Origin of the sequence: Enterobacter sp. HK-058-C-ECC (assembly GCF_047531125.1) — a bacterium.
GTDB lineage: Bacteria > Pseudomonadota > Gammaproteobacteria > Enterobacterales > Enterobacteriaceae > Enterobacter > Enterobacter quasiroggenkampii.
Genome location: NZ_JBLKCH010000005.1, coordinates 191,576 through 213,416 on the forward strand (window position 1 = coordinate 191,576; position 21,841 = coordinate 213,416).

Here is a 21,841-nt window from a genome sequence, read left to right on the forward strand (position 1 = left end):
TGTGGCCGCATCTCAATGATCCGTTAAGGATTTTGCTGCCAGCTAAAGGTGTAGCGAAACTGGCGTGTCTGCAAAATGAATTCCGGTGAAACGCTGGGGCTCCAGGAATCGTCGCCGCCCACGCCCATATGGAACGCGTCGAGGTTGAGCCAGCACCCCGGCTCTTCCCGCAGCAGATGGTGATGGGTTGTCTCGCGCAGCTGCTGCTGGCTGTAGCGGCTCACCGAGAAATGGAACCGGCCATGTAGCTGATGCGTTCCCAGCACCAGCTCCCGCGTATCACAGCGCAAACCATTTTCCGTCGGGAAGATATACGGGGTGTGCATCTCCGCCAGGGGTAATGTCCAGCGTCCCTGCTGTGCCGCCAGCGTTCTGTCAGGGTAGTTTTCATGCGGCCCCAGCCCCAGCCAGGAGACGTTTTCCGGCGTTTCGGCGAGATGAACGCTCAGGCCAATACGTGCGGGTTCCGGGATATCGGACGCAATATCCACCTGAATATCGCCGTGCAGCCTCCCGTGGTCATCCACCCGCCAGACTTTACGGCTCAGGAACAGCGTTTTGCCATGATACTCCCCGACGTGAAGGGTGTTGACCACGACTTCGCCCGCATGCTGCTCTGCCTCACAGTACAGAACGCGCGAGGTGAAATTGTACATGCCCGCCGTTTTCCAGCGTTCAACCCAGGCATTCGGATCGATCCTCGTCGCTTCACTCACGCCAATATCATTGTCCAGCGGCGCACGGCTGACGTTATCCGTCAAAGGTGACATCAGCGATTCCACGCCATTTCGCCACCACTGGGTCAGGTTTCCGGATGCACGATCGAACTGCCAGCGCTGTTGACCATGCGCGATCGCCAGGATGCGGTCGTTTTGCGTCAAAACCGGCGGCTCGCCCGCAGAGGCTGGCGGTGCGACAAACAGCGGAGACGGAAGCGGCCACTGCTTCCACGCGCAGCGATGGTCAGCCGGTGACCACGGCGTTGCCCGCGGCTGGCGCACTTCAACATTCAGCCAGACTTCCCCCGGTTCGGCTTTCAATTCCGGCAGAGCGATCTCCAGACGCTGAGCGCCTTCAGGGGCTATCGCCAGCGTCACCTCGCCCGAAGCCAGCACCTCCCCATCCCGGGCGACCGTCCAGCTCAGCACTTCGTTATCGGTATGGCGGAACAGGTATCCGCTTTGCACCTCAATCACCAGCGGAGAGGTACTGACCCGCGTAAAGGTGAAGAACTGCTGCGCGCGCTGCGCCTCGTACAGCGCCGGGTGCGGCGTGCGATCGGGGAAGACCAGCCCATTCAGGCAGAACTGTCGGTCGTTTGGCTTATCGCCAAAGTCCCCGCCGTATGCCCAGAACGAATTGCCCTTTTCATCTTGCTTCGTCAGAGCCTGATCGACCCAGTCCCAGACAAATCCCCCCTGCAGGCGAGGGTGGCTACGAAACGCCTGCCAGTATTTCGCGAACCCGCCGAAGCTGTTTCCCATCGCGTGGGCGTATTCGCAGAGGATCAGCGGGCGTGTTTCATCCGGCATGCCGATCCATTTCTTGATTGACCATTTAGGCACCGCCGGGAAGGGTTGATCCTGATCGACCCGGGCATACATCGGACAGACAATATCGGTCGCCGCCGTGTTCGCGCCTCCGCCTTCATACTGCACCGGACGCGTCGGATCCGTGGATTTCACCCAGCGGTACAGCGCGTCGTGATTTGCACCGTGGCCGGACTCATTGCCCAGCGACCAGATGATAATTGAGGGATGATTACGATCGCGCTGCACCATACGGGTCACGCGCTCGCTCATGGCGGGCAGCCAGCGCGGATCGTCAGCAAGGCGGCTCATCGGCACCATGCCGTGGGTTTCGATATTGGCTTCGTCAACAACGTACAGCCCATAGCGGTCGCAAAGCCGGTACCACAGCGGATGGTTCGGGTAGTGCGAGCAGCGCACGGCGTTGAAGTTGTGCTGCTTCATGATCTCGATATCGCGACGCATCGTCGCTTCGTCCATCACCTGGCCGTTTTCCGGATGATGCTCGTGCCGGTTAACCCCGCGGATCAACAGCGGTTTACCGTTGAGCTTCAGCAGGCCGTTGCTGATGTCAACCCGGCGGAAGCCGACATCGCAGGCTTCCGTCTCCAGCACGGTGCCCTGCGCATCCAAAAGCGCGATCGTCAGGCGATAGAGTTCCGAGGTTTCCGCACTCCATAACGCGGGGGTTGTAACCGGGATCGCCGCCGTTAACCGCTCGGCCCAGTTGCCGCGTTCATCCACAATGGCAGAGCCTGGCCGTTGGGTAGTGCTGCCACAGCGTTCACCGTTGCGCCACAGCGTGATCGCCACGTCGCACTCCGCGTAGTCAGCGCCTGTCAACGCGACCTCGACTTTCAGCACCGCGCGGTCCAGCTCCGCATTCAGATCGGTGACCACGTGATAATCCGCGATGTGCGTCTCCGGCTTATGCAGCAGGGAGACATCACGGAAAATGCCGCTCATGCGCCACATGTCCTGATCTTCCAGATAGCTGCCGTCACACCAGCGCAAGACCATGACCGCCAGGCGGTTCTGCCCGGGGCGTAATGCCGCCGAGAGGTCAAACTCGGCGGGCAATCGACTGTCCTGGGAATAGCCTATCCACAGCCCGTTACACCACAGATGGAACGCCGAGTTCACGCCATCAAAAATAATTCGGGTTTGCCCGCTCTGAAGCCAGGCGTCATCCACGTCGAATGTGAGCGAGTAACAAGCTGTCGGGTTTTCCTGCGGTACAAAAGGCGGGTTAACGGGGATCGGATAGGTGACATTGGTATAGATGGGCGTATCGAACCCCTGCATCTGCCAGTTCGACGGCACGGGCATCGCGACGACATCAGCGCAATCTTCGGTGACCCATGCCTGAGGAACCCGCTCGGGAGCAGAAAAGTAGCTAAACCGCCAGATCCCGTTGAGGGAGCGCCTGCTGAGGGATCCAGCGTCATCCCTGGCGGAAGATTCATTACGCCAGCTGTGCAACGGCGCGTGTGCGGGCAGGCGGTTCCACTGGGTAACGCCGGGGTTTTCCCAGTCCCGACGGGCCAGGATGTCGCTGAGGGTCAGCGAAGGTGTATGAGACATATCAACCTCTTTGCGAAGCGCTCACAATTTTGGTTAACATGCCCTGGCACTCTGCGACGGTAAAGCGTTCGATCGCAGGGTAGCGAGTCCGATCACAAAGTTTTATTTGCGGGCAAGCTGCTCGGCCAGAAGTGCCAGACTTCTGAGCTGCTGCGCCAGATCCTCGCGTTCGGCCTGCTGCGGCGCGCGGCGCGCGCTGGAATGCCGGGTAACCAGCGCCACCGGCAGCTGAACCTGCCAGCACGTCTCGCCTTCGGTGGGGGCCAGCAGCCACTCCACGCTGCGCTCGCCAGCCTCGCGAAATGCCTGGCGAATGGTCGTCAGCGGCGGGGAAAACCAGGCGCTGTCAGCCGTATCGTCGAACCCGACCACCGACATCTGACCTGGAATCGCGATCCCCTTTTCAGCACAGGCGCGCATCACTCCGAGCGCCATTTGATCGTTCGCCACCAGAATGGCATCCGGCAATGCGCTACCCGACAGCAGCACATGCCCTTTCTCATAACCGCTGGCCGCGCTCCAGTCTCCATAAGCCACCGCAGCGGCGTCATGCCCCGCGCGGGCCAGAGCCGCTTTCCATCCTGCCAGACGCGCCCGAGCAGAGACCGAGCTTTCCGGCCCGCTCAGCAGGGCAATATGCTGATGCCCCAGCGAAAGCAGGTGCTCAACGCCCAGATGCGCACCCTGCCCGGCGTTAAACACGAGGCTGTTTACCTGTGCTGAAGGCGAGACATCAAGGAACAGCACCGGAACAGGTGATGCCAGCGCCCTGAGCGCTTCGGCGTCAGGATCGTCGAGCGGCACATTCACCAGCAACGCCTCCACCCGCTGCGCCAGCAGCGCCTGAAGCGCGGCCTGACACTGCTGCGGCTGCTCCACCATGGAAATGAGGACGCTCGCCCCTTTTTCGGCCGCACGTGATTTTACCGCCGACACAATTTGCGAGGGCGCATGCAGGGCCAGATCGGTGGTGATGAGTCCCAGCGTGCGGGTGCGTTTACCCGCCAGCTGCTGTGCCCGCAGGTTAGGCACGTAGTGCAGCTCTGCCATCGCCTGCTGCACCTTTTCCCGCGTGCGGGCAGAGACATGCTCCGCGTCGTTAATGACGCGAGAGACGGTCTGATAAGAAACCCCCGCAAGGAGGGCGACATCATAGAGAGTGATCGCTTTCATGCATTGTGGCATCGCGTGAGTCGTGGCCCATTATTGTGACACAGCGACGCCGTTAAAACATGTGAGCGCTTCGCAAAATTAGACAACCCGCTCCGGCTGCGCGATTTCAGCAACGCGCGGCTTCTGGCGGAACCACGGCAGACAGAGCTGGATAAGTGGGCCAATGGTCAGGGCATACACGACCGTTCCCACCCCAAACGTGCCGCCAAGCACGCACCCAATCAGCAGGACGGACACCTCAATGGAGGTACGCACGCTGCGAATGGACCACCCCAGGCGGGCATGAATGCCGGTCATCAGGCCGTCGCGCGGACCAGGCCCAAAACCGGCGCCAATGTACATGCTGGTCGCAATCGCGTTCATCACGATGCCCGACACCAGGAAAGCGATGCGAACAGGTAACGAATCCAGTTCCGGAATAAGCGCCATGCTGGCGTCCGCCGCCAGACCGATACAAATCACGTTGCTGATGGTGCCCAGGCCCGGCATCTGGCGCAGGGGGATCCACAGCAGCAGCACCGCAGCACCGGTTAAAATGATCACCGTCCCGATAGTCATCCCCAGCTGTATCCCCACCCCAAGGTGAAAAACATCCCAGGGATCGACACCCAAATCGGAACGAATAAACATCGCGGTAGACAGGCCATACAGTCCTAAACCGACATAGAGTTGTAGCAGACGACGTACCATTTTTATCTTCTCCAGTGAACCAGGCTTTCATCCTGACCCAAAATGGCACTATTATTAATGTCCAGTTTTGAAATAGTGGACTGCATATGTCGTCACGTCGCTTCGGAAGCCAGTCTCTGGTACGCCTTTTAGGCCACTGGCAGCAAACCTCATCCCGCACGCCGCTCTGGCGACAGCTGGCCGATGCGCTGCGCCTGTTAATTCTTGATGGACGTCTGGCACTGAATACACGGCTACCGGGAGAGCGCGAGCTGGCCACGGCGCTGGACGTAAGCCGGACCACCATCAGCAGCGCCCTCGCCCATCTGCGCGAGGAGGGATATCTTGAGAGCCGCCACGGCAGCGGGTCACGCGTGATCCTCCCGGATACGCGCGCCGTTCCCACGCTTTCCGCGGCGAGTGCCGCGCTGGATCTCTCCACTGCCGCCCTCAATGCCGGGCCGGAGATCCACCAGGCGTATACCCATGCGCTCACGGCCATTACGCAGCACCTCTCGCTGACGGGCTACGATCAGCTAGGACTGCCAACGCTGCGGGAGGCCATCGCTGCGCGTTATACCGCGCGGGGCCTTCCCACCCGCGCGGACGAAGTGATGGTGGTCAATGGCGCCGTCAGCGGCTTCGCGCTGGTCCTGCGGATGATGACCGGGCCCGGGGATCGCGTCGTGGTCGATCACCCCACCTATCCGCTGGCGATTGCCGCCATTCAGGGCGCACAGTGTCGGCCCGTGGGGGTGTCGCTGCCGGAAACGGGCTGGGATACGGATGGCTTCGCCGCCACGCTTGCCCAAACCGCGCCGCGCCTGGCGTACCTGATGCCTGATTTTCATAACCCCACCGGGCGCTGTATGGATATCGCGACGCGCAAGGCCATTACCGATATTGCTGCGCAAACCCGTACGGCGCTGGTGGTAGATGAAACGATGGTGGATCTCTGGTTTGACGCCCCTCCTCCGCCGCCGCTGGCCTCCTTTAACCCGAAGGCCACCGTCATCACCTTAGGCTCCGCCGGAAAAAGTTTCTGGGGCGGGCTGCGTCTCGGCTGGATCCGCGCCTCCTCGCGCACGATCGCCACGCTTGCCCAGACGCGGGATACCCTCGATTTAGGTTCGCCGCTGCTGGAACAGCTGGCGGCGCTGTGGCTCATCAACAACAGCGAGACGTTTCTACCCGCCCGCCGCAAAATGCTGGCGGAACGACGCAATCGATGCGGTGAACTGCTGCGTGAACATTTCCCGGACTGGACATTCCATGAAGCGGAAGGCGGGCTCTCTTACTGGATCGAGCTACCGGGCATGCTGGCGACACAGCTTGCCGCGCGGGCTGAGATTCTGGGGATTAATCTGGGAACCGGTACGCGGTTTGGCTTATCGGGCGCGTTTGACCGCTATTTGCGGATGCCCTTCTCGCTCGAACCAACAGAGCTTGAACAGACGCTGCTGAAGATTAAACCGTTATGGCTTGCCCTGAATAAAAACGTGCCAGCCGTTAAACGCAGCGTGATTTAATAGCAAAAGTTTGAAGCCGATCATAAAAAATAAAAACTGCTGACTGTCACGGATACAGTCAGCAGTTTTCACCCATCCGGAATTAATGCTGAGCAGGAATAGGAAAACCTTTCAGTGAAATAACGAAGTTTTCACCGTCTTTCTTTATTTTTGCGCCAGTATCACACCAGTCAGACGCAATACGAAAGAACTCATCACTTCCGACATTCCAGCCAAGACGTACATGCTTCACGTAGCCTGAACGCAGCAGATCGCAGGCCTCTTTGTAGTCACTGGCAGTTGACAGTTGTTGTTTCATTTTCTCTTCTTCAGAAGTTTACGTAGAGCCTTGATTTCTTTAGGAGTAAATGGAGAAACACTCTCTTCTTCCGTATGCTGATTATCAATATCCTCTTCCGATACTCCCGCCTCTTCTACTGCTTCGAACGCCAGCAGCAGCAGTTTCTCTGTCGTCACGCTTAAGTTCTCGTTATTCACTTCCGCATAGTGGCGAAGCCTTTCTTTTAGCGCGTCATCAATCTTAACGTTTAATACCGCTGTAGCCATGTTTGTCACTTCCCTTCGGAATAAGTACTTTATTTAATACACGAAGTTAACAATGTTATCCAGATATATATTTTTTTGAGTTATGCCAGAAAATAGACGGCCAATGATAAAATGCCCGACTATTATTACAGGTTTATGACAATAATATTTCAGCACGATGAAATATATATTACACGATATAGGCATAATATTATTGTGGGATAGCCGTCAAAAGTGAGAGGTGAAAGCAGGAAGATTTTATGAGGGCGGAAATGGGTGGGGGCCCTGCCAGCTACATCCCGGCACACACGTCGTCTGCCCTGGCTGCTTCCTTCCGGACCTGACCTGGTGAACAGAGTAGCGTTGCGGGAGAACCAACAGAGCCCCCATTGAGAGCGTTGATAACCAACGCGCTGGCGCATTATCCCTGTGCGAAGGCCCAATTGCAAGCCGCCAGGAACCGGATGCTGGTTTCTTGCGCAAACAGGCGCAGCAATCATGACGATCTTCGTTTACCATGGCTCTCCAGAAACTCCCCACAGGTGAAGGTATGGACGAGCACGACTCCTTTCCACAGCGCGTATGGCAAATCGTGGCTTCAATCCCGGAGGGCTATGTCACCACCTATGGTGATGTCGCGCGCCTGGCCGGTTCCCCGCGCGCGGCGCGACAGGTTGGAGGCGTCCTGAAACGGCTGCCGGAAGGCAGTACGCTGCCCTGGCATCGGGTGGTGAACCGTCATGGCGTCATCTCACTCACCGGGCCGGATCTCCAGCGTCAGCGTCAGGCGTTACTTTCAGAGGGGGTGCAGGTGTCAGGGTCGGGTCAGATCGATTTGCAGAAGTACCGGTGGGTGTATTAACCCCTCTCCCGAAGGAGAGGGGGATACCCATTACATCTGAGTGGGTGGGGTTGGCAGCGACGGCTGATTGGTCTGCGGGGCGATCGGCACTTCGGTCTGCTGCACAGGCACCAGATTCAGGTCGATTTTGGTCCCACCGTTATTAATCGCTTCCTGGACCGTATCGGTGATAAACACCAGCTTACCGTTGATGGTGACCGCTGCGCTCAGCAGAATACGGGCATTAGGCTGCACGTCCGACGGGTTATACGGCAACACGAAGCTAAACGGCGCCTGCTTGCCTTCAGTACGGACGGCACGCTGAGCCACGACTTTCGACGGCGCGTCGGCAAGGGAAGCATCAGACAGCGTCACCGTTAATACCGCATCCGGCGGCAACGCAACTTTCTGTTTAATCCAGATGGTACCGGAAACGTTAGGCTGCTGAATGGACTGCTGCGAAAGGGTATTAATCCCGTTCGGGTCAGCTGCTGGCACTGGCACCTGGGCGCTCTTACCGGCACAGGCGGACAACGCCACCGCAATCGCTACACCACTTAGCATAGGCACGAGTTTCATTGAAGTCTCCTTATCATCAATGCACCAGCGGGATCGATCCCATCCGATGTCGTTTCAATCACATAACGTAGTTAAGTGTGGCACAACTCACTGATTAATGCCTGAAATCATCCCGATATTCAGATTATTCTACCCATCGGACCACTTTCATTTCTGCGTTATACTCTGCCTATCTTTCGCTACGGCGTTTATTGAGGACAACTATGAGTCAGGCACTGAACAATCTGCTGACATTACTGAATCTGGAAAAAATTGAGGAAGGACTCTTTCGCGGACAGAGCGAAGATTTAGGCTTACGCCAGGTCTTCGGTGGGCAAGTCGTTGGACAAGCGCTGTACGCTGCAAAGGAGACTGTCCCGGCAGACCGTCTGGTGCATTCATTCCACAGCTACTTCTTACGCCCCGGCGATAGCGCGAAACCCATCGTGTATGACGTTGAAGTTCTGCGAGACGGCAACAGCTTCAGCGCGCGCCGCGTCGCGGCCATTCAGAACGGTAAGCCGATCTTTTACATGACCGCCTCTTTCCAGGCGCCGGAGCCGGGTTATGAGCATCAGAAAGTCATGCCCCCTGCCCCCTCGCCGGACGATCTCAAATCGGAGACGGATATCGCTCGCGCCCTGGCGCATCTGCTGCCGCCGCAGGTCAAAGAGAAGTTTCTCTGCGATAAGCCGCTTGAGATCCGCCCCGTCGAATTCCACAACCCAATGAAGGGCCACACCGCCGAGCCAAAACGCCAGGTGTGGATCCGTGCCAACGGCACCGTGCCGGAAGATTTCCGCGTCCATCAGTATCTGCTGGGCTATGCGTCTGACTTCAACTTCCTGCCGGTGGCGCTGCAGCCGCACGGCGTCGGCTTCCTCGAAAAAGGGATGCAGGTCGCGACGATCGATCACTCGATGTGGTTCCACCGTCCCTTCAACATGAATGAGTGGCTGCTCTACAGTGTGGAGAGTACGTCGGCATCCAGCGCCCGCGGGTTTGTGCGTGGGGAGTTTTATACTCAGGACGGCGTGCTGGTGGCTTCAACGGTGCAGGAAGGGGTGATGCGTAACAGAGGTTGATGTAAAAAGCCCGGTGGCGCGACGCTTACCGGGCCTACGTTTTGTGCTGTTGTAGGCCGGGTAAGGCGAAGCCGCCACCCGGCAAGACACTCAGATCATGCGTTATACGCATTCTCGCCGTGGCTGTTCACATCCAGACCTTCGCGTTCCTGCTCTTCCGGTACGCGCAGACCCACCGTCATGTCCGCCAGCTTGTAGCCGATGAACGCGACAACTGCAGACCACACCACGGTGATAGCAATACTTTCCAGCTGCACCAGCACCTGATGAACCATGGTGACGCCTTCTGCATAGCCCACACCACCGAGCGATTTCGCCGCGAAGATACCGGTCATGATACAGCCGACAATCCCGCACACGCCGTGAACGCCAAATACATCGCAAGGGTCATCCACGCGCAGCAGACGTTTCAGTGCGGTCACGCCCCACAGACCCGCCAGACCGGACACCAGGCCAACCAGCAGCGCGCCGCCTACGCCGACATAACCACACGCAGGCGTAATACCGACCAGACCCGCAATCGCCCCCGAGCAGGCACCCAGCAGGGAAGGTTTACCGCGCACCGCCCACTCGCCAAATACCCAGGAGAGGATTGCGCCCGCCGTGGCCACCACGGTGTTCACGAAGGCCAGTGCGGCAATTTCGTTTGCGGCACTGGCTGAGCCGGCGTTGAAGCCAAACCAGCCAAAGTAGAGGATCGCGGTACCGGTAAAGACCATCGGAAGGTTGTGCGGTTTGAACGCTTCTTTACCGAAGCCCACGCGTTTGCCAATGAGGTATGCGCCCACCAGACCCGCGACCGCGGCGTTAATGTGAACAACGGTACCGCCCGCGAAGTCCAGTGCACCGTGCGTCGCCAGCAGACCGCCACCCCAGACCATGTGCGCAATCGGCACATAGGAGAGCGTCAACCAGACCACCACGAAGATCAGGACCGCAGAGAAACGAATACGCTCGGCGAGCGCGCCCACAATCAGCCCGACGGTAATGCAGGCGAAGGAGCCCTGGAACGCCACGTGAATATACTGATAGAAGCTGCCCATCAGCGCGGTCAGTTCAATGTTTTTCAGCATCACCCAGTCGAAGTTACCAAAGAACGCGTTGCCCGTGCCGAACGCCAGCGAGTAACCGTAAACCACCCACAGCACGCAGACCAGTGCGAACGTCACGGCAACCTGCGTCAGCATGGAGAGAACGTTTTTGCCACGGATCAGGCCGCCGTAGAACAGCGCAATGCCCGGAATGGACATGAACAGCACCAGCGCGGTGCTGATCATCATAAAGGCGTTATCGGCTTTGTCGGCCACCGCAGGGGCAGCAGCCAGCGCCAGGCCCGGCAGCAGCGCCAGCGAACCCAGACCCGTTTTAAGTGTTGCTATCTTCATTTTCTCGATCCCTATCACTGTGTGCCAGGCGTTAATTACAGAGCCGCTTCGTCAGATTCGCCGGTACGGATGCGAATGACGCGCTGCAGTTCGGCAACGAAAATTTTGCCGTCGCCAATTTTGCCGGTGTAGGCCGCTTTGCTAATGACATCAATGACTTCATCAAGCTGATCGTCAGCAATCGCGACATCAATTTTTACTTTTGGCAGAAAGTTAACGCTGTATTCCGCCCCGCGATAAAGCTCGGCATGACCCTTCTGACGACCAAAGCCTTTCACTTCGGTGACAGTCAGTCCCTGAATACCCATTGAAGACAATGCTTCACGCACGTCTTCGAGTTTGAATGGTTTGATTACAACCGTAACCAGCTTCATAGATCCCCTCCAGTCAGAATTCGGTAATGGCCGCAGCTTACGCGGAAGGTATTGCAAGGGATGTGCCAGAAATGAAAACGGGAGGGAATCGCGGTGCGATGTGCGTTACACGGTCCTGATAAATGAACCGGTGAAAAAAAACGCACCATGCCGGTGCAGGGTGCGTTTCAGTTTTGCACCAACAGGAATGACTGTTAGCGCGGCGCCTCATTTTAGTGCATCAGGCGCTAAGCGACTCTTCATCACGCACGCTGGCGGCCAGCTCTTCGCCCGCCAGCTGCAGCTGGTACATCTGCCAGTAGCGCCCTTTTGCTTCCAGCAGCTCGCGGTGTGTACCACGCTCCACGGCCTGTCCGCGATGCAGCACCAGAATAGTGTCCGCGTCGACGATGGTGGAAAGACGGTGGGCAATCACCACCAGCGTCGTATGGTCGCGTACGGCGGCCAGCGCCTGCTGAATCGCCTGCTCGGTACCGGAATCTATGCTGGCTGTGGCTTCGTCAAGAATCAGCACCTGCGGCGTTTCAATCAGGACGCGCGCCAGCGCCAGGAGCTGTTTTTGCCCCACGGAGAGATTGTTGCCCTGCTCGCCCAGCTTCGTGTTGATCCCATCGCTGAACCCGCGCGCCAGCTCTGCCAGCTGCACCGTTTCCAGTACTGCCCAAACCTGTGCCTCCGAATAGTCCCGTCCCAGGGTTACGTTGGCAAAGAAGGTATCGGCCAGTACGACCGGATCCTGCTGCACCATCGCAACGCCTTTGCGTAACACCGTGTGGCTAAGAGACGCGAGCGGGCGCCCGTCGAGGCGGATTTCGCCTTGCGTGACCGGGTAGTAGCCCATCAACAGGCTGGCGAGCGTGCTTTTACCGCTGCCGGTATGGCCCACCAGCGCGACGAAACCGCGCGACGGAACGTCAAGCGTGATGTCCTGCAACACCAGACGGTCTTCACGATAGGCAAACGAGACGTTATCAAAGGCGATAGCCCCGCTTTGCAGAGGTCGCTCATCATTGCCGTAGGCCTGACGCGGCCTGTCCATCAGCTCAAAGACGCGCTCACCGGCGACGACCGCCTGTTGCAGCATCGATTGCTGCGTAGTGAGCTCGATCAGCGGCTCGTTGAGGCGTCCCAGATAGCTAATAAAAGCGTACAGCACGCCCACCTCAATCGTACCGTTTGAGCTCAGGCCAAAGAGCATCAGCAGCCCACACAGCACCAGCGCTGAGAACAGGCTCAGCAGCGGTCGCAGCAGGAAACCGTCCAGGCGCAGCGTCTGCATACGCGCCATATAGTGCGAACGGCTGGCTTCGCCCATGCGCTCACCAAAACGCGCCTGCTGGCGGAACTGCTGGATGACGCTCATGCCGTTAATCACTTCGTTGAAGCCATCGTTGATGTCGGCCAGATAGGCGCGAACCCGACGCACAATCGGCGTGCTGTAACGCTGGTAAATCACCATGACGATCAGCACCGCCGGGAAGATGGTGATCGCCACCAGCGCCATGCGCCAGTCGAGGCTGAACATCGCCACCAGCATCGCGCCAATCAGCGCCGCGCTGCGTAATACCGTCGCGACCACGGTGACGTACAGATCGCGGATCACCTCGGTATCGTTGGTCACGCGCGAAATCACCTGCCCGACCGGCTGGATATCAAACTCGCTGAGCGGCTGGCGAAGCGCCGCGTCCATGACATCGGTACGCAGTTGCTGAACAACGCCCACGGCGGCCCGGTTAAACAGCAGCGACTGAGCATAGTGTAATCCTGCCGCCGTCAACTGTAAGCCAACGTATGCCACGCCTAACCCCGCCACCAGCCCGAGCGGCAGGTAGCTTTTGGCGACCATATTATCGATGAAGTAGCTGATGAGCAGCGGACCGCTCACTTCGGCAATCGCCGCAACCCAGAGTAAAAGCACAGCAACGGAGAGCGGTTTACGCCACGGCGAGCCGTAGGCCAGCAGACGTTTGAGCGTCGGCCACATCGTTCCGAGCTTACGCATTGGCGGCCTCCTGATCCTGTTCCGGCGCATCGTCCAGCGCCGCCTCAAGCTGCTGATAGCGGTACATATCGCGATACCAGCCCGGCTGCTCGGCCAGCGCGTCATGCTGCCCACGCTGGGCAATATGGCCGTGCTGCAATACCAGAATTTCGCTGGCTTCGGTAAGCGCTGACAAACGGTGGGCACTGATGATTATCGTGCGTCCGTCGCCCCACTGGCGCAGGTTATGCAGGATCTGATGCTCGGTACGGCCATCCACGGCGGAGAGCGCATCGTCCAGGATCAGGATTTCCGCATTCAGCAGCAGCGCGCGGGCAATGGAGATACGCTGTTTTTGCCCGCCGGACAGCATGACGCCGCGTTCCCCGACTTCGGTGTCGTAGCCCTGCGGCAGGCGCAAAATGTCATCATGTACGCTGGCTAAACGCGCCACATGCTCGATCTCTTCCTGCGTTGCTGCCGGGCAACCAAGCGCGATGTTGTTCGCCACGGTGTCAGAAAAAAGAAACGGCGTCTGGCTGACAACCGCCAGGCGACCACGCCACTCATCCAGCAGCAGGCTGGTGAGCGGAATATCATGGAAGCGAATATCGCCCTGCGTGACGTCGAAGTGGCGCTGGAGCAGCGACAGCACGGTACTTTTACCGGATCCCGTCGGGCCACAGATGCCCAGCATCTGGCCGGGCTGCAGCGTAAAGCTGACGTTCTCCAGCACCGGATGCTCCGTATGCGGATAGACAAACTTGCGGACGTCGACATGCATGACGCCGCGCCCTTCCGGTACGGCTTCGCTACCGTCGATGACCACCGGCGCTTCGGCCAGCATGGCGCGAATGCGACTATAGGCGGCACTGCCGCGCTCCACAATGTTAAACATCCAGGCCAGCGCCAGCATCGGCCAGATCATCAGCCCCAGATACATGGCAAAGCTGGTCAATTGCCCCAGGGTGAGCGTGCCCTGTACCACCATCCAGCTGCCGCCGCCAATAGCCAGCAGGTTTGCCATGCCGATTGCGATATAGATCGTCGGGTCAAAGCGAGCATCAATACGCGCGACGCGCATGTTCTTCGCTCCCGTGTCCGCGGCATCGGCCGCAAACAGCGCTGATTGCCGGTCCTCCAGGCCAAACGCTTTGATCATGCGGATGCTGGTCATGCTCTCCTGGGTGCGATCGTTCAGCGACGAAAACGCCGCCTGCGCCAGCTTGAAGCGCTCGTGCAGCTGTTCACCATAGCGATTGATCGCCAGCGCCATGATCGGCATCGGCAGCAGGGCCAGCAGGGTCAATTGCCAGCTGATCTGCGTGGACATGACGATCAGCACCGCACAGCCCATCACCAGCGAGTCCACCAGCGTCAACACCCCTTCCCCGGCGGCAAAGACCACGCGGTCGACGTCGTTAGTGGCGCGCGCGATAAGATCCCCGGTGCGGTGGCGCAGATAGAATTCGGGATGCTGTCGGCTCAGCTGGTGATAAAAATCTTCGCGCAGCTCAACGGCCAGCTGATAGGACGCACCAAACAGCAGCACGCGCCAGACGTAGCGCAGCAGATAAACAATGACCGCCGTCAGCACCAGCGTGCCAACCCACATCAACACCCGTGCGGTGGTGTAATGCTGTTCGGTGACGCCATCCACGACGTAGCCCACCACTTTCGGCGGGATCAGCTGCAGGATGGCAATGATAATAAGCAGGGCGACTGCACCGAGGTAGCGTTGCCACTCCCGACGAAAGTACCAGCTTAATTGGGCAAATAATCGCACGCGGTTTGTTCCTGAAGGTATTTTACGAAGTTATTCAATAGGTAATGCTGTGGTGTATTTAATCTGTTCCATGGCGAAGCTTGAGGTGACGTCCGATAACCCCGGCACGCTGTTCACCAGCCGCTTGTAGAAGTCATCATAGCGCTTCATGTCGGCCACCTGGACGCGCATCAGGTAATCGTACTCGCCGGCCATGCGCCAGAAACCGAGCACTTCGGGCATCTCAGACACCTGGGTGACGAAGCGACAATACCACTCGCTGCTGTGATGCTGGGTTTTTATCAGCACAAATGCCGTCAACCCAAGCCCCAGTTTTTCGGGATCTAACAGCGCGACGCGCCCCAGAAGAATGCCGTCATCTTCCAGCTTCTTAAGACGCTTCCAGCACGGGGTGGTGGTCAGATTAACGGCATCTGCCAGCGCCTGCAAAGAGAGGGTACAGTCACTTTGCAGCAATGAAAGGAGCTTGCGGTCAATTTTATCTAGCATACCCACCTCACAGAGAAAATTTTTCTCCCTTCATTCTATTTTAAAGGCCAGATAGCAACAATTTTTTCTGTGCTTTTCGCTATGCTAGGCACAAAATGACAAACGGATAACGACGATGAATAGCACCTGGGTTAAACATGCGATCAGCGAAATCAATGCCGACTATCAGCGCTCGGCGGATACGCACCTGATTCGCCTTTCCCTGCCGGGATTTGACGGCATTCAGCTCTATCTGAAAGATGAAAGCACCCATCCTACCGGCAGCCTGAAGCATCGCCTGGCGCGCTCGCTGTTTTTATACGGTTTATGTAACGGCTGGATTAAAGAGGGTACCACCATTATTGAATCCTCTTCCGGTTCAACGGCGGTATCCGAAGCCTATTTCGCCCGCCTGCTGGGTCTGCCGTTTATCGCGGTGATGCCCTCCTGCACCGCAAAACGCAAAATCGAGCAGATCGAATTTTACGGCGGTCGCTGCCACTTTGTGGAAAGCGCCTGCGAAATCTACGCCGCCTCCGAAATGCTGGCCCGTGAGCTGAACGGCCACTATATGGACCAGTTCACCTTCGCCGAGCGCGCGACGGACTGGCGCGGGAATAACAACATTGCCGACAGTATCTTCCGCCAGATGACCCACGAACCGCATCCGGTTCCGTCCTACATTGTCATGAGCGCCGGTACCGGCGGCACGTCAGCCACGATCGGACGCTACATCCGCTGTCAGGGCTACGATACCCAGCTGATGGTGGTTGATCCCCAGAACTCCGTGTTCCTCGACTACTGGCAAAACCGCGATGCCGACCTGCGCAGCCCGGTAGGCAGCAAAATTGAAGGCATTGGTCGTCCGCGCGTCGAGCCCTCTTTCATCCCCGACGTGGTGGACGAGATGATGCGCGTGCCGGATGCCGCCAGTGTGGCCACTGCTCACTGGCTGGAGACGCAGCTGGGCCGCAAAGTGGGTGCCTCGACGGGCACCAATATGTGGGGCGCGCTGCAGCTTGCCGCACGCATGCGCGAAGCGGGCCGCAGCGGTTCCATCGTCACGCTGCTGTGCGACAGCGGCGAGCGTTACCTTGATACCTACTACAATGCGGAGTGGGTGCAGGCTAACATCGGTGACATCGCCCCCTGGAAAGCGCAGATTGCGCAGCTGCTGAAATAAAAAAAAAGCCAGACCGAAGTCTGGCTTGCTGGAAGGGTCTCACTATTCGGGGGAATATGGGAGGTTGTTATTGTCCAGCCAATGCGTCAAAAAATGGGACACCGCTTCATTACGGCAGTGACCAATAACCGGCAGATGGGGAAGTTCTGCTTTCAGCTGCGCCATCGCATTCCCCATGATCAGACCGCGACCTACGCTACCCAGCATTTCGCGGTCGTTCATGGCGTCGCCGAACGCCATACACTCCTGCAGCGTTAATCCCAGGTGGTCGCTCAGCACCGCCAGAGCGGAACCTTTGTTACAGCCCACCGGCAGCACTTCCAGGCAATCCACCGCCGAGAAGGTCAGGTGTGCCCGGTCACCCAGCGCCTCATTCAGTTGAATCCGTAAGCGACAGAGATCGTCGTGATCGCAGCAGAAGCAGATCTTGGTCACCGCATGGGCGGGGATCCGACGCAGATCGATAAGCTGATATGTAAAACCGCTATACACATGCGCGTGCAATAATTCCGGGATGTCGCTTCCGGTAAACCAGCCCCGATCGTTGAACACGTGAATACTGGCCTGCGTGTCCCAGGTACTGTGCAGCACGATGTCCGCCACTTCCGGGTTGAGATCCTGTCGGTGCAGCACATCACCTTCTACAGAATGAATTCGCGTCCCGTTGCCGGTGATCAGAAAGGCGTCGAGGGAAAACGCGCCCAGCAGGTGGCGCATCTCCAGCACATGGCGGCCAGTGGCAAACGTCAGGGTGACATTACGCTCGTGCAGACGCTTCAGCGTGTTCAGGGTTTTCTCCCCTAAACGGTGATCCGGCATTAACAGCGTACCGTCCATATCAAATGCAGCGAGCCGAGCCATGATTACTCCCGAAATGTGATGCGGTTAACTTGTGCAACAGTATCGTGTGAGATATACGGAAGTAATAGTGAAAAGATGATAATTATTGTTCCGGGTTTAGCATGCGCCAGCTCAATCGACTTAATCAGTATCACCGGCTCTGGCAGCCTTCCGAGGGTGCAACGCAACAGGTCACCATCAGCGAGCTGGCCGCCCGCTGTTTTTGCAGCGAGCGGCATGTCCGAACGCTGCTGCGTCAGGCACAGGAGGCGGGCTGGCTGAGCTGGCGAGCGCAGTCCGGCCGCGGTAAACGGGGTGAACTGACGTTCCATGTCGCGCCTGAATCTCTGCGCAATACCATGATGGAGGAGGCGCTGAGGCGGGGAGAACAGCACAACGTGCTTGAGCTGGCCCAGCTCGCCCCCGACGCATTGCGATCATTGCTGCATCCCTTTTTAGGCGGGCAGTGGCAAAACGATACGCCAACGCTGCGCATCCCCTATTACCGCTCGCTGGATCCGCTTCATCCGGGTTTTTTACCCGGTCGGGCGGAACAGCATCTGGCAGGACAGATCTTTTCAGGACTGACGCGCTTTCACGGCAACAGCAGTGAACCGACTGGCGACCTTGCCCATCACTGGGAGGTGTCGGCGGACGGTTTGCGCTGGCATTTTTATATTCGTTCCACCTTACACTGGCATAACGGCGATAAGGTCGAAACCGGACAGCTTCAGCAAAGCCTGAATGCGCTTTTTGCCTTGCCCGCCCTGCGTAAACTGTTCCAGAGCGTCCTGCGCATTGACGTCACCCACCCTCAGTGTCTGACGTTCACGCTGCACCAGCCGGACTACTGGCTGGCACACCGCCTGGCCACCTACTGTAGCCGGCTTGGACATCCCGAACAGCCCATGACGGGCTGCGGCCCCTTCAGGTTAAGCGTATATGAGCCCGATCTTGTCCGTCTGGAAAGCCACGAGCAGTACCATCTCAGCCACCCGCTGCTTAAGGCTATCGAATATTGGATCACACCGACGCTGTTTGACTATGGGCTGGGTACCAGCTGTCGCCATCCGGTACAGATCGCCATTGGCGAGCCGGATGAACTTGAAAGCCTGCGCCTGGTGACGAACAGTACCAGTCTTGGCTTTTGCTATCTCACCCTGAAGCAAAGCCCGCGGCTGAGTGAAATGCAGGCACGACGGCTCATCAACATCATTCATCTCTCATCGCTTCTGCATACGCTACCGCTTAACGAGGGGCTGATTACCCCAACAGAGGAGCTACTGCCCGGATGGGCGATCCCTCAGTGGTCGGATCTGGCACATGTCCCCCTGCCGGAGACCTTAACCCTGATTTACCATTTGCCGGTTGAGTTGCACACGATGGCGCGTCAGCTAAAACAGTACCTTGCACAGCAGGGCTGCGAGCTAACGGTTATCTTTCACGACGCAAAAACCTGGGACGGATGCCAGCAACTGGCGGACGCGGATCTCATGATGGGTGACAGGCTGATTGGCGAAGCGCCGGAATATACGCTTGAGCAGTGGCTACGCTGTGATGCCCTCTGGCCACACCTGCTGAGCGCGCCGCAATATGCCCATCTGCAGGCCACGCTGGATGCGGTACAGACTCAGTCCGATGAGCAGGCCAGACATGCCGGGCTCAGGGCCATTTTCTCAGGACTCATGGAAAAGGCGGTGATCACCCCACTGTTCAATTATCAATACCAGATCAGCGCCCCGCCGGGTGTCAATGGCATACGCCTCAACACCCGCGGCTGGTTTGACTTTACCGAAGCCTGGCTGCCCGCTCCCAAAGCGTGAAGAAGCTGGTCGCCGTCGTGGTCAGACGGTAACATAACGTTTTTACCGTAACAGTCGAGATGATTTATGAAACGTGCCGTCGTCGTGTTCAGCGGAGGACAAGATTCTACTACCTGCCTGGTTCAGGCTCTTCATCAGTACGATGAAGTTCACTGTGTGACTTTCGATTATGGTCAGCGTCATCGCGCTGAGATCGACGTTGCCCGTGAACTGGCCCTGAAACTGGGCGCACGCGCGCACAAGGTGCTGGACGTTACGCTGTTAAATGAACTGGCCGTGAGTAGCCTCACCCGGGACAGTATTCCCGTCCCGGACTACGAACCCGATGCCAGCGGCATTCCGAATACCTTCGTGCCGGGCCGTAATATCCTCTTCCTGACCCTGACGGCGATCTACGCCTACCAGGTGAAAGCCGAAGCGGTGATCACGGGCGTGTGTGAAACAGATTTCTCCGGCTACCCGGACTGTCGTGATGAGTTCGTGAAGGCGTTAAACCACGCCGTCAATCTGGGGATGGCGAAAGAGACGCGCTTTGAAACCCCGCTGATGTGGCTGGATAAAGCCGAAACCTGGGCGCTGGCGGACTACTGGGGCAAGCTGGACCTGGTTCGCAGCGAAACCCTCACCTGCTATAACGGCATCAAAGGCGACGGTTGCGGCCAGTGCGCCGCCTGTAATCTGCGCGCGAATGGGCTGAATCACTATCTGGCCGATAAAGCCGGCGTGATGGCCGCTATGCAGAAAAAAACCGGGCTAAAATAGGGCTACTTAACCGTGCTGTCGAACAGTTTCACGCCGGCAGCACGGGTGACTTTCATCAGCGTTGTCAGCGTTGGGTTGCCGTTGTCTGATAAGGTTCGGTATAGCTGCTGACGAGACAGGCCTGCTTTAGCAGAAATTTCTCCGATGCCACCTCGTGCTTCGATAACCTGGCGGAGTGCAATGAGATAGGCAGGGATCCCCTGGTCTTCATAGATTTCTTCCAGGGCTGTTTGCAAATAACGCTGAGCGTAGGAAGGATTCTCTCGTAGCATTTTCACAACAGCATCATGATGGCTAACAGAACTCGAATATTTTCGTTCAGTGGCGCTCATTCGATTGTCCTTTTATTTGATGATCTTTCCAGTAATCTATTGCCAGTTTGATATCCGCTTTTTGGCTCTTTTTGTCACCACCGATAAGTAACAATAAAACCTGCCGATTCTCTACTGCAAAATAGATTCTGTAGCCGGGGCCACTGTCGACTCGCATCTCCCAAACACCTTCCCTGAGGTATCTGTAATCGCCAAAATTACGTTTTATTGCACGGTTGATCCGCATAAGGATCCGGAAAACTGTATCCGGATCCCTTCGATTCATTCTGGCTACCCACTCCTCAAACGGCACTTTCCCGTCACGGGTCCGGTAACGTTCAACAACGTAGTCCCTGTCCATTATTCTATCCCTGAAAAACCTTTTTGTCTTTTATAAAAGACAAATTCCTACGCGATCATCAGCTCCAGCTTTTCGCGCAATTCCCCTTCCAGCGGCAGCGCTTTCTGCGTTTTCAGATCGATACAGACAAAAGTAATCAGCGCATCAGCGACCACCTGCCCTTCGGGATCGAGCGTCACCACCTGGCTTAACACGCCGCTTTTGCCATTGATCTGCTGCACCTGGCTGGTCACCGTGAGTACATCGCCCAGCACGGCCGGACGACGGTAGTTGATGTTGATATTGACGACCACGAACGCGATGTTGTGCGCGGTCAGCCACTGAAAGCTTTCGCTGTTTTCCAGCCCGTCCCAGCGCGCTTCCTCAAGAAACTCCAGGTAGCGGGCATTGTTCACATGCTGGTAAACGTCGAGGTGAAAACCGCGTACTTTGATTTTTGTCTGCATAGCGCAATAGCCTTTACTGTTATTGTAGGATGAGAGGTCATAACTGGTATGACCTCTTTATCCTGGCAAATTTTTGCCGCAGTGCAAGAAATTGCGTGATTACAACGTCAGGTGTGAGAGGTTGCGCTCAACCAGCGCGCTCCCCATGCCCGGAACCTGTTTGAGATCGTCGACCGTTTTGAAAGGACCATACTCTTCACGATAGCTGACGATAGCCTGCGCTTTTTTCAGTCCGACGCCATTCATCACGCGGGCGAGATCCTCGGCAGAGGCTGAATTGATGCTGACCCGCGTACCATCATCGTCCGCATTTTTACCGGCTTCGATCGCTTTAGTCTGCCCTTGCGCCGGCGTCGCTGTGTCGGATTTGCTCTGTGTCGTCTGTTGTTTGGCGGCAGGCGTCGCCGCCAGCGCCCCCGCGCTCATCCCGGTGGTGGCAATAGCCAGCGTAATTAACAGTGCTTTGATTCCACATTTCATGCTGTTATCTCCTTGTTTGTTGACAGCCCCGTCACGATAGCCGCCCGAGAAAACCGGCACAAACAGCAGAGTGCAGAAATGGAAAAGGCCGCGAAAGCGGCCTTTAGTTATTGCAGAGCGTTACGAAAATCTGCGAGCAGATACGTAA

Annotated in this window: 21 protein-coding genes, 1 other RNA gene and 1 pseudogene; 6 read left to right on the forward strand and 17 right to left on the reverse strand. The window is 57.5% G+C overall.

Annotated features, from left to right (window positions below):
- Positions 1-23: 23 nt before the first annotated feature.
- The 3 genes from ACMWJS_RS12425 to ACMWJS_RS12435 form a co-directional block, all read right to left on the reverse strand.
- Positions 24-3,113, reverse strand: coding sequence for a beta-galactosidase (locus ACMWJS_RS12425; protein WP_414747142.1), 3,090 nt, complete (start codon positions 3,111-3,113; stop codon positions 24-26).
- Positions 3,114-3,215: 102 nt separating this feature from the next.
- Positions 3,216-4,286, reverse strand: coding sequence for a LacI family DNA-binding transcriptional regulator (locus ACMWJS_RS12430; protein WP_414747143.1), 1,071 nt, complete (start codon positions 4,284-4,286; stop codon positions 3,216-3,218).
- A 78-nt stretch (positions 4,287-4,364) separates the two neighbouring features.
- Entirely contained in the window at positions 4,365-4,976 is a 612-nt protein-coding gene (locus ACMWJS_RS12435) for a YczE/YyaS/YitT family protein (protein ID WP_032656565.1), read from the reverse strand.
- Between the two features lie 86 nt (positions 4,977-5,062).
- On the opposite strand from ACMWJS_RS12435, the gene ACMWJS_RS12440 reads away from it, so the two are divergent.
- Entirely contained in the window at positions 5,063-6,484 is a 1,422-nt protein-coding gene (locus ACMWJS_RS12440) for a PLP-dependent aminotransferase family protein (protein WP_414747144.1), read from the forward strand.
- Between the two features lie 82 nt (positions 6,485-6,566).
- Here the strand turns inward: ACMWJS_RS12440 and ACMWJS_RS12445 are convergent, their stop codons facing one another.
- From ACMWJS_RS12445 to ffs, 3 genes are all read right to left on the reverse strand, one after another.
- Positions 6,567-6,782 carry a hypothetical protein gene (locus ACMWJS_RS12445; protein ID WP_008503298.1) on the reverse strand — a complete coding sequence of 72 codons (216 nt, stop codon included), beginning with the start codon at positions 6,780-6,782 and terminating at the stop codon, positions 6,567-6,569.
- Positions 6,779-7,030 (reverse strand): hypothetical protein, encoded by a 252-nt coding sequence (locus ACMWJS_RS12450; RefSeq protein WP_023310587.1) that lies wholly within the window; start codon positions 7,028-7,030, stop codon positions 6,779-6,781. Before ACMWJS_RS12450 ends, ACMWJS_RS12445 begins: the two co-directional genes overlap by 4 nt.
- A gap of 262 nt (positions 7,031-7,292) precedes the next feature.
- Positions 7,293-7,389: signal recognition particle sRNA small type (ffs, locus tag ACMWJS_RS12455), an RNA gene on the reverse strand.
- A gap of 84 nt (positions 7,390-7,473) precedes the next feature.
- On the opposite strand from ffs, the pseudogene ACMWJS_RS12460 reads away from it, so the two are divergent.
- Positions 7,474-7,871, forward strand: a pseudogene (locus ACMWJS_RS12460) (MGMT family protein).
- A 30-nt stretch (positions 7,872-7,901) separates the two neighbouring features.
- Here ACMWJS_RS12460 and ACMWJS_RS12465 read toward each other — a convergent pair.
- On the reverse strand, positions 7,902-8,429 hold the full coding sequence (locus tag ACMWJS_RS12465) for a YbaY family lipoprotein (RefSeq protein WP_045909766.1): 528 nt from the start codon (positions 8,427-8,429) through the stop codon (positions 7,902-7,904).
- A 203-nt stretch (positions 8,430-8,632) separates the two neighbouring features.
- Between ACMWJS_RS12465 and tesB the strand changes: the two genes are divergently transcribed.
- Positions 8,633-9,493, forward strand: coding sequence for an acyl-CoA thioesterase II (tesB, locus tag ACMWJS_RS12470; RefSeq protein WP_023293157.1), 861 nt, complete (start codon positions 8,633-8,635; stop codon positions 9,491-9,493).
- A 95-nt stretch (positions 9,494-9,588) separates the two neighbouring features.
- Here the strand turns inward: tesB and amtB are convergent, their stop codons facing one another.
- From amtB to ACMWJS_RS12495, 5 genes are all read right to left on the reverse strand, one after another.
- Positions 9,589-10,878, reverse strand: coding sequence for an ammonium transporter AmtB (gene amtB / locus ACMWJS_RS12475; RefSeq protein ID WP_047074530.1), 1,290 nt, complete (start codon positions 10,876-10,878; stop codon positions 9,589-9,591).
- Positions 10,879-10,913: 35 nt separating this feature from the next.
- A complete protein-coding gene (glnK, locus tag ACMWJS_RS12480; protein WP_008503304.1) occupies positions 10,914-11,252 on the reverse strand; it encodes a P-II family nitrogen regulator in 339 nt (112 codons plus the stop codon).
- A gap of 220 nt (positions 11,253-11,472) precedes the next feature.
- Positions 11,473-13,254 (reverse strand): SmdB family multidrug efflux ABC transporter permease/ATP-binding protein, encoded by a 1,782-nt coding sequence (locus tag ACMWJS_RS12485; protein WP_414747145.1) that lies wholly within the window; start codon positions 13,252-13,254, stop codon positions 11,473-11,475.
- Positions 13,247-15,019, reverse strand: a complete 1,773-nt coding sequence (locus ACMWJS_RS12490) for a SmdA family multidrug ABC transporter permease/ATP-binding protein (RefSeq protein ID WP_111967297.1) — start codon at positions 15,017-15,019, stop codon at positions 13,247-13,249. The genes ACMWJS_RS12485 and ACMWJS_RS12490 overlap by 8 nt, the downstream gene beginning before the upstream one ends.
- Before the next feature lie 30 nt (positions 15,020-15,049).
- Positions 15,050-15,508: an Lrp/AsnC family transcriptional regulator gene (locus ACMWJS_RS12495; protein ID WP_008503307.1), complete on the reverse strand. Its 459-nt coding sequence runs from the start codon at positions 15,506-15,508 to the stop codon at positions 15,050-15,052.
- A gap of 115 nt (positions 15,509-15,623) precedes the next feature.
- Here ACMWJS_RS12495 and ACMWJS_RS12500 point away from each other — a divergent pair, with 115 nt between their 5' ends.
- A complete protein-coding gene (locus ACMWJS_RS12500) occupies positions 15,624-16,670 on the forward strand; it encodes a PLP-dependent cysteine synthase family protein (protein ID WP_048030096.1) in 1,047 nt (348 codons plus the stop codon).
- Positions 16,671-16,712: 42 nt separating this feature from the next.
- Here the strand turns inward: ACMWJS_RS12500 and cof are convergent, their stop codons facing one another.
- Positions 16,713-17,531 carry an HMP-PP phosphatase gene (cof, locus tag ACMWJS_RS12505; protein WP_414747146.1) on the reverse strand — a complete coding sequence of 273 codons (819 nt, stop codon included), beginning with the start codon at positions 17,529-17,531 and terminating at the stop codon, positions 16,713-16,715.
- A gap of 101 nt (positions 17,532-17,632) precedes the next feature.
- Between cof and ACMWJS_RS12510 the strand changes: the two genes are divergently transcribed.
- Entirely contained in the window at positions 17,633-19,333 is a 1,701-nt protein-coding gene (locus tag ACMWJS_RS12510) for an SgrR family transcriptional regulator (protein WP_262778668.1), read from the forward strand.
- Between the two features lie 66 nt (positions 19,334-19,399).
- Positions 19,400-20,095 (forward strand): 7-cyano-7-deazaguanine synthase QueC, encoded by a 696-nt coding sequence (gene queC / locus ACMWJS_RS12515; RefSeq protein WP_008503311.1) that lies wholly within the window; start codon positions 19,400-19,402, stop codon positions 20,093-20,095.
- A gap of 2 nt (positions 20,096-20,097) precedes the next feature.
- On the opposite strand, the gene ACMWJS_RS12520 is transcribed toward queC, so the two are convergent.
- The 4 genes from ACMWJS_RS12520 to ACMWJS_RS12535 form a co-directional block, all read right to left on the reverse strand.
- Positions 20,098-20,427, reverse strand: coding sequence for an addiction module antidote protein (locus ACMWJS_RS12520; RefSeq protein ID WP_047061240.1), 330 nt, complete (start codon positions 20,425-20,427; stop codon positions 20,098-20,100).
- The gene (locus tag ACMWJS_RS12525; RefSeq protein WP_069720235.1) at positions 20,414-20,767 is read right to left on the reverse strand and encodes a type II toxin-antitoxin system RelE/ParE family toxin; all 354 of its coding nucleotides are present in this window, start codon (positions 20,765-20,767) and stop codon (positions 20,414-20,416) included. Before ACMWJS_RS12525 ends, ACMWJS_RS12520 begins: the two co-directional genes overlap by 14 nt.
- 47 nt (positions 20,768-20,814) lie before the next feature.
- On the reverse strand, positions 20,815-21,213 hold the full coding sequence (locus tag ACMWJS_RS12530) for a YbgC/FadM family acyl-CoA thioesterase (protein WP_024906822.1): 399 nt from the start codon (positions 21,211-21,213) through the stop codon (positions 20,815-20,817).
- A gap of 99 nt (positions 21,214-21,312) precedes the next feature.
- Entirely contained in the window at positions 21,313-21,693 is a 381-nt protein-coding gene (locus ACMWJS_RS12535; RefSeq protein ID WP_414747147.1) for a helix-hairpin-helix domain-containing protein, read from the reverse strand.
- Positions 21,694-21,841: the final 148 nt, after the last annotated feature.

Coding starts and splice junctions, on each gene's coding strand:
- ACMWJS_RS12425 (WP_414747142.1), bottom strand. CDS start 3,113: ATGTCTCATACACCTTCGCTGACCCTCAGCGACATCCTGGCCCGTCGG.
- ACMWJS_RS12430 (WP_414747143.1), bottom strand. CDS start 4,286: ATGAAAGCGATCACTCTCTATGATGTCGCCCTCCTTGCGGGGGTTTCT.
- ACMWJS_RS12435 (WP_032656565.1), bottom strand. CDS start 4,976: ATGGTACGTCGTCTGCTACAACTCTATGTCGGTTTAGGACTGTATGGC.
- ACMWJS_RS12440 (WP_414747144.1), top strand. CDS start 5,063: ATGTCGTCACGTCGCTTCGGAAGCCAGTCTCTGGTACGCCTTTTAGGC.
- ACMWJS_RS12445 (WP_008503298.1), bottom strand. CDS start 6,782: ATGAAACAACAACTGTCAACTGCCAGTGACTACAAAGAGGCCTGCGAT.
- ACMWJS_RS12450 (WP_023310587.1), bottom strand. CDS start 7,030: ATGGCTACAGCGGTATTAAACGTTAAGATTGATGACGCGCTAAAAGAA.
- ACMWJS_RS12465 (WP_045909766.1), bottom strand. CDS start 8,429: ATGAAACTCGTGCCTATGCTAAGTGGTGTAGCGATTGCGGTGGCGTTG.
- tesB (WP_023293157.1), top strand. CDS start 8,633: ATGAGTCAGGCACTGAACAATCTGCTGACATTACTGAATCTGGAAAAA.
- amtB (WP_047074530.1), bottom strand. CDS start 10,878: ATGAAGATAGCAACACTTAAAACGGGTCTGGGTTCGCTGGCGCTGCTG.
- glnK (WP_008503304.1), bottom strand. CDS start 11,252: ATGAAGCTGGTTACGGTTGTAATCAAACCATTCAAACTCGAAGACGTG.
- ACMWJS_RS12485 (WP_414747145.1), bottom strand. CDS start 13,254: ATGCGTAAGCTCGGAACGATGTGGCCGACGCTCAAACGTCTGCTGGCC.
- ACMWJS_RS12495 (WP_008503307.1), bottom strand. CDS start 15,508: ATGCTAGATAAAATTGACCGCAAGCTCCTTTCATTGCTGCAAAGTGAC.
- ACMWJS_RS12500 (WP_048030096.1), top strand. CDS start 15,624: ATGAATAGCACCTGGGTTAAACATGCGATCAGCGAAATCAATGCCGAC.
- cof (WP_414747146.1), bottom strand. CDS start 17,531: ATGGCTCGGCTCGCTGCATTTGATATGGACGGTACGCTGTTAATGCCG.
- ACMWJS_RS12510 (WP_262778668.1), top strand. CDS start 17,633: ATGCGCCAGCTCAATCGACTTAATCAGTATCACCGGCTCTGGCAGCCT.
- queC (WP_008503311.1), top strand. CDS start 19,400: ATGAAACGTGCCGTCGTCGTGTTCAGCGGAGGACAAGATTCTACTACC.
- ACMWJS_RS12520 (WP_047061240.1), bottom strand. CDS start 20,427: ATGAGCGCCACTGAACGAAAATATTCGAGTTCTGTTAGCCATCATGAT.
- ACMWJS_RS12525 (WP_069720235.1), bottom strand. CDS start 20,767: ATGGACAGGGACTACGTTGTTGAACGTTACCGGACCCGTGACGGGAAA.
- ACMWJS_RS12530 (WP_024906822.1), bottom strand. CDS start 21,213: ATGCAGACAAAAATCAAAGTACGCGGTTTTCACCTCGACGTTTACCAG.
- ACMWJS_RS12535 (WP_414747147.1), bottom strand. CDS start 21,693: ATGAAATGTGGAATCAAAGCACTGTTAATTACGCTGGCTATTGCCACC.